Below are 14,995 nucleotides of genomic sequence, written 5' to 3' on the forward strand. Positions count from 1 at the left end.
ACCTATTATATATCTATCGAATAAAATTGATATAGCAAAAAGTATGTACCATAACAATCCCTCAGTCGCTCTTTAAGAGTAAATTGTCATTCTTCCAATTTACGAGCGACAGCTCCCTTTACACAAGGGAGCCTTATTTGCTAAAATTCAACACTTTACATCTAGCACCACAAACCCAAATTTATCAAATTTATCTTTACCCACAGACAAAATTGAAAAAACCAAATTTGTCTTACTTATAATAATCTAAACAATAAGAATTAAAATAAAATAAAAATTAAAGTTTTTCCATTTTACAGAAGTTTGCCATTAGGGTTTTTGTACCGGCAGTATCAAAGGCAATTTGCAACATTTGGTCATTACCCATTTTGTCTGCTCTAACGATTGTACCCTTGCCAAAAACTTTATGCATTACTGCATCCCCTACTGCGTATGTAGTTGACTTAGGAGTGGTTGTAGGTGTTTTCTTGAAGCCTGAGAAGTTCTTTTTAGGTTTACCATATTTTAAGAAATCTTCACTGACTTTTTCTTTTCTTTCCTTACCCTGTAAATCAACTAATTCTTCAGGAATTTCCTTAGTAAATCTGGATGGTCGGTTATGCTGAGTTGAACCGAATAACATTCTGTCCTGTGCTCTCAGTAGGTACAGTTTTTCTTTTGCTCTTGTGATACCTACATATGCAAGTCTGCGTTCTTCATCCATTTCTTCAGGATTCATAATTGTCATATTTGATGGGAAAATGCCCTCTTCCATACCCGGAATAAATACTACAGGGAATTCAAGACCCTTTGCACTATGAAGTGTCATCATTACTACTGTGTCAGAGTCAGCATCATAGTTATCAATATCTGTTTGTAGGGAAATTTCTTCTAGGAATGTTGTAAGGTCAGCATTGTCCTCATATTCCTTTTCAAAATTAACAATATTAGAACGAAGTTCCTCTATATTTTCAATTCTTTCATCAGGCTTATCCTTTTCTGTTCTGATATATCTTTCATAATCAGTATGCTCAAGGATAAGGTTATAGATTTCAGCTAGGCTATACATATTGCTATTTACTGCATCAATGAAACCATCAATCAATGCAACAAACTCTTTTAGCTTTTTAGCTGCTCTTGAAAGGTCAGGATAAGCATCTGCCTCTTTGATAACATTATAAATACTGTCACCTAGGTTTGTGGCAATATTAGCAGCCTTTTCAACAGTTGTTGCACCTATTGCTCTCTTAGGCTTATTGATAATTCTTCTTAGCCTTATATCATCATGAGGGTTATTGATAACATGAAGATATGCTACCATATCACGAACTTCTTCTCTATCATAGAATCGGTGACCACCGATAATTCTATGTGGAATACCTGCTCTAGAAAGTGAATGTTCCACAGCATTTGACTGTGCATTCATTCTGTATAGAACTGCAAAGTCAGAGAACTTTCTTCCCTCTTTTACACCATCAAGGATTTTATCTGCAATAAACATTGCTTCATCTCTTTCGGAAAAAGCAGTATAGAAAGTAACTTTGTCACCCTTTTTATTTTCTGTCCATAGTGTTTTACCTTTACGGGCTGAGTTATGCTTAATAACCTCATTGGCTGCATCAAGAATTGTCTGTGTACTTCTATAGTTCTGTTCAAGTCTAATTACTTCAGCACCCGGAAAGTTATTTTCAAATGACAAAATATTTTCAATAGTAGCACCACGGAATTTGTAAATACTCTGGTCATCATCACCAACAACACAAATGTTGCCTGACTTTTCAGCAAGTAGTCGTACAAATTCATACTGTACTTTGTTGGTATCTTGATATTCGTCAACCATTATATATTTAAATAGGTTTTGATAATACTCCAGTACATCAGGACAAGTCTTTAGTAGATGAACAGTATTCAGTAGCATATCGTCAAAATCCATTGCATCTGAGGACTTAAGTCTGCCTGTATACTGCTTATACACCTTAGCAATAGAAACAAGACGGTTATCATAACCGGCTTTTTCTTCCATCATTTCAGGTGTTTCCATTTTATCCTTAGCGTGAGAAATTTCATTTAATACAGTTTTTACAGGTAAAAACTTTTCATCTATATTAAGTTGCTTTAAAATTTCTTTGATAAGTCTTTTTTGGTCATCAGAATCATAAACAGTAAAATGGTTTGAGTAACCGATTCTGTCACCATATCTACGCAAAATTCTTGAACAAGTGCTATGGAATGTTGCTGCCCAGATGTCGTCACCTTGTTCCGGTACTGCCTTACAGATTCTTTCCTTTAGCTCTGTAGCTGCTTTATTGGTAAAAGTAATAGCAAGTATCTGCCAAGGTCTGCAAAGTCCCATACGAAGAATATAGCTGATTCTGTTTACAAGAACTGTTGTTTTACCACTACCGGCACCTGCAAGAATAAGAACAGGACCTTCTGTTTGAAAGACAGCTTTCTGCTGCATATCATTCATAAAAGAATACTCTTTTTGTAATTCAGTTAAACTCATAATCTATCTCAAACTTTCCTTATATTTCTTTATTAGAATTATCATACAAACATATACATTATATCATAAAAAAAGAAAAGCCACAACAAAAAGTTGTGGCGAAAAATCTTCATTTAATTAGCTAAAATAACCATTGATAATCTTTTCAATATCTTCGTGATTCTTAGCAATAACTAACATTGAATATAGACCGTTATCCTGTACTTTACAAGCCTCAATAGTAGAAACCTGATCAGTGTTGTAAGACTGAGCATTGCTTAGCTTTTCGTTTAGGTAAGAATTAAGTTTTTCATTAATCTTATCCTTACCTTCTTCGTCATTAGCCTTAGTTACAATAACTGTTGTTGGAAAGTCACCGTCTTCTGAAACTTCTGCAATAAAATCTGCAACAGTATTAGGGTCAATATCAAACTGTTTCTGTAAATCTTTTGTATTTGAAATAGTCTTCATTGAAGAAAGATTACCATTATCATTTACATCAGAAAGAACCTTAGCAAGTTCAACATCCTTATTACTGCTACTTGAACCACAACCTGCAAATGCAAATAATACAAATACAAGTGATAAAGTAATAGCTAAAACTTTTTTCATTATGTTTGCCTCCATATATTCATATTTTACTGTATCAAATTATACTATTATTGACGAAAAAGGTCAATTAAAATAAATAACAAATTTTAGGATTTTTAATTATATTATATCACAATTATTACAAAATTATTATTAAAATTAAAACAAAAAATGAGCACTGATGAAAATCAGTGCTCTGTGGCAGAGGTATAAGGATTCGAACCTTAAATGACGGAGTCAGAGTCCGGAGTGTTACCGTTACACTATACCTCTATATTCGATTTGCGTTGTCGTGTCTCTCAACAACGATATTTATTATATACTATTTTCAAGAAAAGTCAACCCTTTTTTATAAAATTTTTTAATATTTTTTTATTTTCTTTATTTCATCTATTAAATGTACCATTTATGGGACTTATCCTTTACTATACAAATTAATTTTACATTAAATATTGATATTTTTATTTATGTGTGTTAAATTTAAGAAAACGATATTAGGGTTTATGTGCGAGTTCCTTTGGTTCCCGAAAAACCATTGAGAACACGGCGCCGTACCTAATATTGGTTCTGTCATAATTGAAGTTTATGTGCGAGACCCTTTTGGTTCGGGACAACTGAGGTCACGACGCCGTATTCAAAAGTGACAGGACAGACACTGAATTAATAATTCGGTGCCTTTTTTCTTTTTGGGAAAATTTACTCTTGAAAACCTATTAAACATATGGTATTATTATATTGTGTTATTATGTACAAAATAAAGAGGTAATAAAATGAAAATATCAACAAAAGGTAGATACGCACTAAGAATGATGCTTGACCTTGCTGAAAATGGCAATGATGGGTTTGTAGCACTTAAAGATATTGCTGAAAGACAAAATATTTCTAAAAAATACTTAGAACAGATTGTTCCTATTCTTAACAAAGCTGACACATTAAGAACTAACAGAGGTTATCAGGGTGGTTACAAGTTATCCAGACCTGCTGACAAATACACTGTTGGTGAAATCCTTAGAATTACTGAGGGCAGTATTGCACCGGTTGCTTGTCTTGATCAAGACCCTAACGAATGTGAAAGAGCCGGTGAATGTATTACTTTACCTGTATGGCAAGGACTTTATGAAGTTATCACTAATTATCTTGACAACATTACTTTGCAAGATATTCTTGATATGCAAAAAAACAGGGCATCCGACAATTATATGATTTAATTCTTAATTTAGCCTTTTAATTTAGCCTAGCCTATACATTATTATATATAGAAAAAGTAGATGTTTATTCTTAATAAGCATCTACTTTTCTTTTACAGGAAATTCAATTTTATGATGAGAAATTTTAATTTATACTAGATTTTCTTTTTCAAATGCTTGTTGCAAGTCTGCAATAATATCGTCTGCATCTTCAATGCCTACACTAAATCTAAAGAAACCGTTGTGGAATTCTTCCGGATATAGATACTGTCTTTCATCATTTTCACCTAGGAATACTATTAGGCTTTCATCGTGACCTAAAGAAACTGCTGATGTAATAACATTTAAATGGCTTACAACTCTATTATATGTATCATGGTCTGCTTTTAGACCAAAGGACAATACACCACCATAACCGTTAGTCATTTGTTCTTTTGCAATTTGATGGTTAGGGTGATTTTCAAGTCCAGGATAAGCAACAAAGCTAACACCTTTAACTGTTTGTAGGTACTTAGCTACCTTTAGTGCATTGTCGTTATGCTGTTTCATTCTAAGTGGTAATGTTACAGAACCTCTCATAATTAGCCATGCGTTAAATGGACTGATTGTTGCACCTAGGTTAATCTGTGACTGTGCTCTGATAATATCAAGATACTTCTTCTTACCGATAATAGCACCACCCATTGCATCACCATGACCGTTAATATACTTTGTTAAGCTTTCTACTGTAAAGTCAGCACCCAGTTCAACAGGTCGCTGATTGTATGGTGAAGCAAAAGTATTGTCAACAGAAAGCAATGCACCGTTGTCATGTGCTACCTTAGCAATAGCCTTAATATCTGAAATTGTAAGTGTTGGGTTACCGGGTGTTTCAATATGAATTAGCTTTGTATTAGGTTTAATAGCTTTCTTAACATTTTCTACATTTGAAGTATCAACAATAGTTGTTTCTACACCAAATTTATTATTTAAAAGTTCATTTAGTAATCTATAAACTGCAATATAGGTAACACTTGAGAAAATCACATGGTCACCACTTTTTAGCAATGCAAAGAATAAACCTGATAAAGCAGCTACACCACTGGCAAGTACAACTGCCTCTTCTCCACCTTCAAGGGATGCAAGTTTTTCTTGTAAATACTGTTGGTTAGAGCCACCGTTTCTTGTATAAAGATTTTTACCTGCACTACTCCAGTTTAAATCACTAGGGTCATAAGGTAATTCATAACTATTTGCCATTGTAATTGGTCTTTTGATAGCACCGGTTTCTTTGTCAATACCGTTGCCTTTATGTACTGCTCTTGTCTGAAAACCTAAGTTATTATTAATGTCTTTACTCATAATTATCTTCCTTTCATATATAACCTATCTGTTTAGTATGTTTATAATATACATTGTTATTATCCCGTTGTCAAGACCTAATTTTGATTTTTTTATTTTGGATTAATTATTTATAGGCATAAAAATGGTCATACATTTCTGTATGACCATTAGTTTAGTTAACACTATTAAATTTACAAATTACAATTTTGCTGATTTACCGATAATATAACTATCTAAATCTGTTACAGTACAAGTAGGGTTATAGGAAGTTTTTGTTGACTTAGGTTTCAGTTTTATTTCCCTACTATAATCGGTAACACCTTTACCTGAGTTAGGTACTTTTGAAGAATAAATTCTGTCTGCTGTAAAGGCTAGAACTAGCACCACACAAATTGTAATTGATATTTTTAGTGGAATTTTGCGAAGTAGATTATCAAGTAATGGTGCAACTATATAAACAACAATAATACCACCAATACCAAACACAAGCAGACCTTCTGCACAAACTCTACCGTTGATATTTAGGAAATATCCACTATAATCCCACCATAGTTTACCGTACTGATATTCTAAGAATACAGATGTAAAATATTCTACTATACCACAAAGTACAACTGCTGAAATAAACTCAATAATAGGGTTCTTCCTAAGTTTATTAAGTAAAACAAGAATCATTACACATCCACTACCGTAAATAGGCAACCAAGGACCATGCATTACACCACGGTTTACAAATTCACCTTTTTCGATAAAATGGAAAATTACTTCCCAGAACCATCCCATAAAACAGAAGATAAAGAACATCATTATTAATGAAGTTACTGAGTATCTTCTCATATAGTGTAGATGTTCAAATTTTGTTTTTCTTACCTTTTCACCTAATGGATAAAGTCTTGTTGGGTATGTATATCCGTTAATAACATCCTTAAAGTTAACAATTTTGATTTTTCTTTCAGTATATTCTGTGTATTCCTTTTCTGTCTGATTGTAAGTAGGAATTACACCAAATACATTGGCAATAAAAGTAAGAAATTTGTTTCTTTTATGAATTACAGGTTCCGGTGTATCCATAAGTTCAATAATGTCCTTATATGAATTTCTAATTGTTTCATTAGAAGCTTTTTCATATAGATATGTATCATTTAATAAATCAACATTCTCTAGATTTTCTGATTTACACTTTTCTCTACGATTTACATAATATTCACAAACAACAGATTCTTTATATGGGTTTAGGAAGAAAATGCCTAGAAGTCCCAGTGTAAAGAAGTCTAATAGATACCAACCTATGAAAGAAATATCCAGAACAAATAATTCCCACTTATGACCTTTCATCATTTTTCTAGATAAAGTAATAGCCTTTAAAGGTAAAATATCCTTATTCTCAGCTACTATATAAGGTACTAATGCATAGGAATATCTTTTTATAATACCACCTACAATTGTTAAATTCCATAAAAACTGAAATACTTCTTTCAAACCAACAGTAAGTGCAACTTTAAACAACTTTCTATCCTTATAAATAAACAAAAATCTATGGAAAGGCATCTTCTCATATACTCTGCTTTCCATAAAAATTCTTCTATATGCAACAGAAAATGTATTGAAAATAATTGACCAAATTAATATTATTAATAGCAAAGAAAGTACAACAAGAATTGCAGCTAAAAGGTAACTTGATTCTGCTACATTCTTAATGGCAACAAGGACGGTTAAAATCATTGAACCTGATGAAACCATATTTACAACATGAGCAAGGACACCGTCTTTTCGACCAAGTTCAAGTCCACCGTAAGTAACATCTTTATTCTTCTCATCATCCATAAGTTTGGTAGCAGATTCTTTTATCTTCTCTTTATCTTCACCCATAAAGTTATCAATTAAGCTATATGTATTGGCAACAAATGGTGAAACACTTGTAATGTCTGTTTGGCTACTATCACTTGTAAAAGCCTTTACAATATCTGTTGAACCAACAAACTCAATACCAAATAACGAAGCAAGTAAACAGGCAACAACACATATCCAATAATGTGTATTCAAATTCTTTTTTCCGGTTTTTTTCAGCCCTTTTCTATCCATTATACCACCTCCAACAGCTCAATATTCAATTAATTGTATCATAATAAATAATTTAATTCAACTAAATAACAAAATAGTAATAAATCTATTTTGTATCAACAATTAATTGTAAATGCTCATTATGTGTGCTATAATTTTCCTTGTTGAGGAGATATGATATGATTGCTTTATTTTTAATTCCTGTATATATCGTTATAAACATTTATATACTACATAGACTGAAAAACTTTTTAATTAAGTGTAAAGAAACATTCAGCAGAAAATGGCTACAAGTTATAATATACACTATTTACGGTATATTTGCTGTGTCACCTATAGTGGGTTTCCTGATGCCTTATGGTACAGAAACTAAACGAATGGCAACAAGAGTTGGTAACTACTGGTTTGCATTACTGATATACACAATTATTATTGTTGCTATCGGTCACTTACTTTCTATTCTGTTAAGAAGAGTTTTCAAGGTTACACCACACAACTTCTTTCAAATAAGGAAAAACAGTGTTATAAGTGGTATTCTTACACTTGCTATTATTGGTGGTGTTTCTGCTTATGGTCTTTATAATGCCAGGGACATTAAAGTTACCGATTACAACATAACAGTTCATAAACAGGTTCAAAATGTCAATAGTATGAAAGTTGTGTTACTTGCCGACTTACATATGGGTTACAGTATTGGTGTTGACCAAATTGAAAAGATGGTTAAGCTGGTAAATGAACAAAAGCCTGATATGGTATGTATTGCCGGTGATATTTACGACAATGACTATAATTCACTTGAAGATCCGGACAAGTTAGCAAATTTACTTTCTCAAATGAAAAGTACATATGGTACATATGCTTGTTGGGGTAATCACGATGTAAACCAAAAGATACTTGCCGGTTTTACATTTAGCACAGGTAAAACACTTGAACATGATAAGAGAATGGACTCATTCTTTAAAAAAGCTAAAATCAACCTGCTAACTGATGAAGTTAAGTTGATTGACAACAAATTTTATGTAGCCGGTAGATTGGATGATGAAAAACCTGCTACCGGTGAAGTTAAGAAAAGTGCTGATGAATTATTAAAGGGACTTGATAAATCAAAGCCTATCTTCACTATTTATCACGAACCTAATGAACTGGATGAATTAAGCAAAGCCGGTACTGATGTATTATTATGTGGTCACACTCATGATGGACAAATTTTCCCCGGTAATATTTTTATTAAGCTATTTTGGGAAAATGCTTGTGGTTACTTAAAGAAAGGTTATATGCACAACATTGTTACTTCCGGTGTTGGTATTTACGGTCCATACATTAGAGTTGGTACTCATGCTGAGATTTGTCCTATTACGGTTAATTTTAAATAATCGGATATAGAAAAAGACTCAAACCTAAAAAGTTTGAGTCTTTTCTTATGTAAAAATATTTACTGTCTTCTTGGTCTTGGTCTTCTAATATCTCTGCCTAAGAAATCAATCTTAGCACAATTACCCATTACACGAGATACAAACCTTGGCGAATAGCTTTTCTCTAAATCTTTTAGAGTTAGGTTAGTATTCATTATTGTAGGTTTTCTGTTTAGCAATCGTGAATTAAAGATATTGTAGATTGTTGATGTGGAATAGCTGGACTGAAATTCTGTTCCTAAGTCATCAATAATAAGTAAATCACAAGTTACAAGAGAATTGATTGTTTCTTCCTCTGTATCGTAATCATACTTAAAGTGACTTTTCTCCAAAGTTGAAAGCAACATTGGTGCTGAAACATAAATTACACCAAAACCATTTTGGATAACTTCGTTTGCAATTGCTAAACTTAAATGAGTTTTGCCTAGTCCTGTTGCACCTCTCATCATAATACTTGGTGAGTCCAAAGAAAAAGTTCTTGCATACTTTTTGCAATAAGCAAGGACTTTGCTCATTCTTTCATATGGTGAAACTTGCTTATCCTCCTGAATATCCATATCGTAATAATCAAGACTAAAATTATCAAATGATGATAATTCCAGTGGTGAGGACTTGTTAAGTTCATCACAAGCAACATCAATTCTGATTTTCTTTAAACAGTCACAAAGAACTGTTCTTCCTTTTTCATCATCATATCTTCCTGTATCATTACATTTAGTACAAGAAAAATGTGGTTCTAAAGCATCTTCTTTGTAACCATGAGAAACTAAAATATCTCTTGCTTCACTTTGAAGTGCTAAACTTTCTTTAGCTAATTTCTTTGTCATTTCTACTGCTGAACCACCATTTAGAACTGCCTTTGCAGTTTCTGAACCTATGATAATCAATTGTTGTTCAATTTCTTGTAATCTAGGAAATTGGCTATAAACTATGCTCCTCATTCTATCCTGATTATGTAGAGCCTCTAGCCTTTTATTATTTAATATTTCGTCAGCTTTTTGATTAATTTTACTGTTGAACCCCATAGTAACCTCTTAGTCAAACATACTGAAATCTTCATAACTGTCTATATCGTATGATACAGCTTGTTTTTCTTGATTTTTGTTAGTTAAATTTGAAACAGATTTCTTTTCTTCAAAATCTCTTAATTCTTGTAATGTTGTAATACCGTTTTTGTGCCAATTTTTAAGGATACCATTTGTATATGAAATGTTAAACTTATTCTTATGATTAACACATCTTTCATATGCTTCCTTAATCATTTCATCAGAGAACTTCCATTCATTCACCCAACGGTTGGAATTTTCCTGTTGTGCTTTTGTTGGATAACCGGAATTATACATACCTATAATCTGAGAAACTCGTTTCCAGCTTTCTCCATAAGTTTGCATATTGGCAATTCTTTCATCTGCTCTTTCAAGAGTAGTAATGTCATTTGCTGCCCACTCAACACCCATTTTCTCAATATATCTCATATTATCTTTACCGATAGAATGGCAATAGTAAACAAGCATCATAAGTACTTCACAAGGCAAACCGTCTGTTTCATGTAACATAACAAGTGTTGCAATATCACCACTTGAAATCGGCTTACCAAACACATTCTGAACTTCTTCAAGAAGTTCTGCAAGTTGCTTATCTTCCTTTAACCTTTGGGCAACAAAAACTGAATCAGGCTTTTGTTGACGAGAAAGTGGTCTTGGCTTTTTAACTTCTTTGACAGGTTCTACATTTTGCACAGTGCTATTAACCGGCATTTGATTTACAGAACCTTGATTTATCGGAATAGGATTTTGTTGTACTTGATTTACAGTAGGGTTAGGTACATTTGTTCTAGGTGTTGCGTTTCTTGAAACAGTTTCCCTAATAGGTTGTACTTTAGGCTTTTGAACCGATACATTATCTCTAAGTGGTAAATCGTAAGTATTTGAAAGTACTTCCCTACTAACCCAAAAGTTTAGGGCATCTGTAACATCATCACTATTTATACCTAGCTTGTCACTTAAAATTTCTTCTGTAAGTGTATCTCCATTATGTCGCAAAACATATAGAAGTACCTTTAGTTGATTTTCTGTTGCTAGTTTTATGTCTTCATCAACTACACTATTAGGTACTGGGAAAATAGAACCCCACTTGCCTAGATTAAGTTCAATTAACAATGCAAAACACCCTTTCTTCTAATTCTCTTTATATTGTAACACAGATTGTACCATAATTTTGACGAAAAATAAAGTTTTTTTCAAAGTTTTATCTTGACTATTTGAAATTTTATGATATAATACAATTGTTGTTAAGATATGCGGATGTAGCTCATCTGGTAGAGCGCCACCTTGCCAAGGTGGAGGTAGCGGGTTCGAGCCCCGTCATCCGCTCCAGTAAATAGTGGTTTTTGACCACTATTTTTTTATTTACACAATTTAGGAGGAAATGGTTATGACATATACATATACACCACATGGCGTTTGTTCAAGACAAATTAACTTTGAACTTGATGATGATTGTAAGGTAAGAAATGTAAAGTTTGTTGGTGGTTGTGCCGGTAATACTCAGGGTGTGGCAGCTTTGATTGAAGGTATGGATGCTGAAGAAGCTATCAAAAGACTAAAGGGTATTGACTGTAGAGGCAGAGGCACAAGTTGTCCTGATCAGCTTGCCACTGCTATTGAAGAAGCAGTTGAAGAATTTTAATTTTTCAATATAACTTTTACAGAATAGAGTTCAATAATTCAAAAAACAAAAAATTATGCCGACTAGTAATTAGTCGGCATTTTTATATTTACATTAAATTTTACTTATCTTCTGCTAGTTGTTTCTTGAAAATTGTTCTGAAAATCTTTCTTACTATTGGACCGGCATAACATAACTGCCAGAACATAGCCATAGGGAAATTCATAACTGTAATCTGTAACCAAGTTGAAACTATATTTTCTGCACCACTGTAATTAAACAGAACTGATGCAACGAAACTCATTACAGGACACATAAAACAAACTGTAAGTGCTGAAATCATTAGAGTAATAAAGATTGGTTGAGTCTTTGCAGGGTCAATAGTTTTAAATGTTAAATGCTTTACAACTCTGCCTACTACTAAAAATTCCAGTACAAAAGCTACGGCACACATAATTGGCATTTCAGAAAAAGCCATTAAGAATACTTTGTTGCTTAGTCCACCCATACTGATTGCAATGTTATAACAAATCATTGCATACACCATTAGAATAACCATCATAATGGTAAAAATAACATCTTGAAATTTTGTTTTTGGCATAAATTTTTCCTCACTTTTCTAAAAAAAAATAATAAAAAAACAACACATTAAAAATTTTGTGTTGTTCGTTATCATCACTTAGAAAAGTAATGTGCGTTTCCAATTTATACCCTATATTTAATTTGCCTTGGTTATTTTATCATAAAAGATAATATAAATCAACAATAGCGTGTAGAAAAATCTACACGCTATTTCTTTAGATTTTTATTGAAAATTACTTACTTAAGAAGTAATTCATCATTGTGAAACCTTTTTCAATGTATTCACCGGTTTTCTTAGCATTAGCTTCTGTAAATACATCTACACCACTGTTCTTTTCATCCTTGCTATTATAGATTAGGAATGGAACAGGATTTGATGAATGAGTTTTAATGTTAAGTGGAGTTGGATGGTCAGGGCATACCAAAACTGCAAAATCATCATAACCCTTTAAAAATTCAACTACAGGTGTTAAAATCTTTTCATCAATTAGTTCAATGGCCTTTACCTTGTTGTTGTATTCACCTCTATGACCACATTCATCAGGTGCTTCAACATGAATATAAACAAAGTCTTGACCTTTCTTAAATTCTTCAATAGCAGCCTTTGCTTTACCTTCAAAGTTAGTATCAATATAGCCTGTTGTACCATCAACATCAATACTATCCATATCGGCACAAATAGCAATACCCTTTAGTAGGTCAACTGCTGAAATCATTGAACCTTTCTTCTTGAACTTATTATAGAAACTGTCAAGAACAGGCTTTGTACCTTCACCCCATAGCCAAATTGAGTTAGCAGGACGCTTACCCTCAGCAACTCTCTTTTGATTTAGTGGGTGGTCTTTTAGTAGGTCATATGACTTTTTCATTAAATCATATAGTGGTTCTACCTTGCTACCTGTTGGAATATAATCCTTGATAACTCTTTCAGAAATATCATGAGGTGGTGTGAAAGAAACATTGTCTTTGTCACCGTTAGCCCATACTAAGCAATGTCTATACTGAACGCCGGCATAGAACTTAAAAATGTCATTGCCTAACTTTTCATCAATATAATCAATAAGAACCTTTGCTTCTTCTGTACTAATATCGCCACCACAATAGTCAACCATTGTTTTGTCTTCATAATTTTCTTCATCAGACAAAGTTACAAGGTTACATCTTAGTGTAACATCAGTTTCCTTTAAATCAATACCGATTGAAGCAGCTTCCAGAGGACTTCTGCCTGTATAATAAACTGCCGGTTCATAACCCAGTACAGAAAGGTTAGCAACATCAGAACCGGGTTTTAACCCCTCTGCTACTGTCTTAACCATACCTACTTCACCCTTTGATGCAAGAAAATCCATCATAGGTTTATTGGCAACTTCCATAGGAGTTTTGTTGCCTAACTTTTCAAATGGCTCATCAGCCATACCGTCACATAACATTACTAAATATTTCATTATTGGTTCTCCTTGTGTCCAATCATCTTTAAATAAGCGTTAATGAAACCGTCAAGGTCGCCGTCCATAACTGCATTTACATTGCCTGTTTCATAATTTGTTCTATGGTCTTTAACAAGTGTATATGGCATAAATACATATGAACGAATCTGGCTACCCCAAGTAATTTCCTTTTGAACGCCCTTAATATCTTCGATTTTGTCTAAATGTTCTCTTTCTTTAATTTCCATCAACTTAGACATAAGCATTTTCATAGCCACATCTCTGTTCTGGTATTGGCTACGCTCAACCTGAGATGCAACAACAATACCTGTTGGAATATGTGTTAGTCTAACTGCTGATGAAGTTTTGTTAACTTTCTGTCCACCTGCACCTGATGCACGGTAAACATCCATTTTAATATCTTCGTCACGAATGTCGATTTTAATATCATCATTAATTTCAGGCATAACTTCAAGTGAACTGAAACTTGTATGTCTTCTACCTGCTGAGTCAAATGGTGATACTCTAACTAATCTATGAACACCGGCTTCACTCTTCAGGTAGCCGTAAGCATTTTCACCTTCAACTAAAAGTACAGCAGACTTTAGTCCTGCTTCATCTCCTTCTAGGTAGTCAACTTCCTTAACATTAAATCCATGGTCAGCTGCCCAACGAGTGTACATTCTGTAAAGCATTTCAGCCCAATCCTGAGCTTCTGTACCACCACTACCTGCATGGAAAGTAAGGATAGCATTGTTCTTGTCATATTCACCTGTTAGCAAAGTTTGTAGTCTTTGCTTTTCCAGAATTTCTTCTACCTTAGCAACTTCACTTTCTGCTTCTTCAAGTAGTGACAAGTCCTCTTCCTCATCTCCAAGTTCAATTAGAGTTAAGGTGTCTTCATACTTATCTACAAGCGAATTAAAGTTATCGACCTTTGCGTTAAGGTCAGAAGTTCTCTTAAGAATCTTCTGGCTCTTTTCAATATCATCATAAAAACCAGGTTCAGCAGCACGATTCTCTAACTGTTGAATTTCACTTTTAATAGCCGAAAGACCAAGTGCATCCGACAAGTCATCAATCTCAGGCTTTAAACCCTCTAGTTTTAATTTTAATTCTTCAAACTGTACCATAATACATACCTCATTTACATTATCACAATTCATTATATCCCATAATTCCGAAAATGTAAATATTCATATTAAACATAATACGAATATTAGAAAAAATGTATTGATATATGATAATATATTTGATATAATATATTAAAATTAGTAGCAT

Annotated in this window: 12 protein-coding genes and 2 tRNA genes; 4 read left to right on the forward strand and 10 right to left on the reverse strand. The window is 33.1% G+C overall.

The window, feature by feature from the left end:
- Nucleotides 1–277 precede the first annotated feature (277 nt).
- The 3 genes from WMO18_RS00930 to WMO18_RS00940 form a co-directional block, all read right to left on the reverse strand.
- Nucleotides 278–2,485 (reverse strand): ATP-dependent helicase, encoded by a 2,208-nt coding sequence (locus WMO18_RS00930; RefSeq protein ID WP_022505649.1) that lies wholly within the window; start codon nucleotides 2,483–2,485, stop codon nucleotides 278–280.
- A gap of 117 nt (nucleotides 2,486–2,602) precedes the next feature.
- Complete coding sequence (locus WMO18_RS00935; protein ID WP_022505648.1) at nucleotides 2,603–3,076, reverse strand: DUF4358 domain-containing protein; 474 nt, start codon at nucleotides 3,074–3,076, stop codon at nucleotides 2,603–2,605.
- Between the two features lie 178 nt (nucleotides 3,077–3,254).
- Nucleotides 3,255–3,328: transfer RNA gene (locus WMO18_RS00940), tRNA-Gln, on the reverse strand.
- 497 nt (nucleotides 3,329–3,825) lie between these two features.
- On the opposite strand from WMO18_RS00940, the gene WMO18_RS00945 reads away from it, so the two are divergent.
- Complete coding sequence (locus WMO18_RS00945; protein ID WP_211148212.1) at nucleotides 3,826–4,263, forward strand: RrF2 family transcriptional regulator; 438 nt, start codon at nucleotides 3,826–3,828, stop codon at nucleotides 4,261–4,263.
- Between the two features lie 129 nt (nucleotides 4,264–4,392).
- Here WMO18_RS00945 and WMO18_RS00950 read toward each other — a convergent pair whose 3' ends face one another.
- Both WMO18_RS00950 and WMO18_RS00955 read right to left on the reverse strand, forming a co-directional pair.
- Complete coding sequence (locus WMO18_RS00950) at nucleotides 4,393–5,583, reverse strand: trans-sulfuration enzyme family protein (RefSeq protein WP_211148211.1); 1,191 nt, start codon at nucleotides 5,581–5,583, stop codon at nucleotides 4,393–4,395.
- A gap of 180 nt (nucleotides 5,584–5,763) precedes the next feature.
- Complete coding sequence (locus WMO18_RS00955; RefSeq protein WP_329979351.1) at nucleotides 5,764–7,647, reverse strand: DUF975 family protein; 1,884 nt, start codon at nucleotides 7,645–7,647, stop codon at nucleotides 5,764–5,766.
- A 158-nt stretch (nucleotides 7,648–7,805) separates the two neighbouring features.
- Here WMO18_RS00955 and WMO18_RS00960 point away from each other — a divergent pair, with 158 nt between their 5' ends.
- Nucleotides 7,806–8,999: a metallophosphoesterase gene (locus tag WMO18_RS00960; RefSeq protein WP_211148150.1), complete on the forward strand. Its 1,194-nt coding sequence runs from the start codon at nucleotides 7,806–7,808 to the stop codon at nucleotides 8,997–8,999.
- 59 nt (nucleotides 9,000–9,058) lie between these two features.
- Here WMO18_RS00960 and WMO18_RS00965 read toward each other — a convergent pair whose 3' ends face one another.
- Together WMO18_RS00965 and WMO18_RS00970 are read right to left on the reverse strand one after the other, a co-directional pair.
- Nucleotides 9,059–10,063 (reverse strand): ATP-binding protein, encoded by a 1,005-nt coding sequence (locus WMO18_RS00965; protein WP_211148149.1) that lies wholly within the window; start codon nucleotides 10,061–10,063, stop codon nucleotides 9,059–9,061.
- 9 nt (nucleotides 10,064–10,072) lie between these two features.
- Entirely contained in the window at nucleotides 10,073–11,197 is a 1,125-nt protein-coding gene (locus tag WMO18_RS00970; RefSeq protein ID WP_022505641.1) for a DnaD domain protein, read from the reverse strand.
- A gap of 140 nt (nucleotides 11,198–11,337) precedes the next feature.
- On the opposite strand from WMO18_RS00970, the gene WMO18_RS00975 reads away from it, so the two are divergent.
- Nucleotides 11,338–11,413, forward strand: a tRNA-Gly gene (locus tag WMO18_RS00975).
- A gap of 58 nt (nucleotides 11,414–11,471) precedes the next feature.
- Nucleotides 11,472–11,726, forward strand: coding sequence for a TIGR03905 family TSCPD domain-containing protein (locus WMO18_RS00980; protein WP_022505640.1), 255 nt, complete (start codon nucleotides 11,472–11,474; stop codon nucleotides 11,724–11,726).
- 100 nt (nucleotides 11,727–11,826) lie between these two features.
- Here the strand turns inward: WMO18_RS00980 and WMO18_RS00985 are convergent, their stop codons facing one another.
- The 3 genes from WMO18_RS00985 to prfB form a co-directional block, all read right to left on the reverse strand.
- Nucleotides 11,827–12,306: a DUF2798 domain-containing protein gene (locus WMO18_RS00985; protein ID WP_022505639.1), complete on the reverse strand. Its 480-nt coding sequence runs from the start codon at nucleotides 12,304–12,306 to the stop codon at nucleotides 11,827–11,829.
- A gap of 214 nt (nucleotides 12,307–12,520) precedes the next feature.
- The gene (locus WMO18_RS00990) at nucleotides 12,521–13,732 is read right to left on the reverse strand and encodes a cofactor-independent phosphoglycerate mutase (protein WP_022505638.1); all 1,212 of its coding nucleotides are present in this window, start codon (nucleotides 13,730–13,732) and stop codon (nucleotides 12,521–12,523) included.
- A complete protein-coding gene (gene prfB / locus WMO18_RS00995; RefSeq protein ID WP_022505637.1) occupies nucleotides 13,732–14,847 on the reverse strand; it encodes a peptide chain release factor 2 in 1,116 nt (371 codons plus the stop codon). Before prfB ends, WMO18_RS00990 begins: the two co-directional genes overlap by 1 nt.
- Between the last annotated feature and the right edge of the window lie 148 nt (nucleotides 14,848–14,995).

The organism is Ruminococcoides intestinihominis (assembly GCF_040096285.1).
Lineage (GTDB): Bacteria > Bacillota > Clostridia > Oscillospirales > Acutalibacteraceae > Ruminococcoides > Ruminococcoides intestinihominis.

Bases quoted from the DNA above. Each gene is read 5' to 3' on its own strand.
- WMO18_RS00935 (WP_022505648.1), bottom strand. From the start codon at position 3,076: ATGAAAAAAGTTTTAGCTATTACTTTATCACTTGTATTTGTATTATTT.
- WMO18_RS00985 (WP_022505639.1), bottom strand. From the start codon at position 12,306: ATGCCAAAAACAAAATTTCAAGATGTTATTTTTACCATTATGATGGTT.
- WMO18_RS00955 (WP_329979351.1), bottom strand. From the start codon at position 7,647: ATGGATAGAAAAGGGCTGAAAAAAACCGGAAAAAAGAATTTGAATACA.
- WMO18_RS00930 (WP_022505649.1), bottom strand. From the start codon at position 2,485: ATGAGTTTAACTGAATTACAAAAAGAGTATTCTTTTATGAATGATATG.
- WMO18_RS00965 (WP_211148149.1), bottom strand. From the start codon at position 10,063: ATGGGGTTCAACAGTAAAATTAATCAAAAAGCTGACGAAATATTAAAT.
- prfB (WP_022505637.1), bottom strand. From the start codon at position 14,847: ATGGTACAGTTTGAAGAATTAAAATTAAAACTAGAGGGTTTAAAGCCT.
- WMO18_RS00980 (WP_022505640.1), top strand. From the start codon at position 11,472: ATGACATATACATATACACCACATGGCGTTTGTTCAAGACAAATTAAC.
- WMO18_RS00950 (WP_211148211.1), bottom strand. From the start codon at position 5,583: ATGAGTAAAGACATTAATAATAACTTAGGTTTTCAGACAAGAGCAGTA.
- WMO18_RS00990 (WP_022505638.1), bottom strand. From the start codon at position 13,732: ATGAAATATTTAGTAATGTTATGTGACGGTATGGCTGATGAGCCATTT.
- WMO18_RS00945 (WP_211148212.1), top strand. From the start codon at position 3,826: ATGAAAATATCAACAAAAGGTAGATACGCACTAAGAATGATGCTTGAC.
- WMO18_RS00960 (WP_211148150.1), top strand. From the start codon at position 7,806: ATGATTGCTTTATTTTTAATTCCTGTATATATCGTTATAAACATTTAT.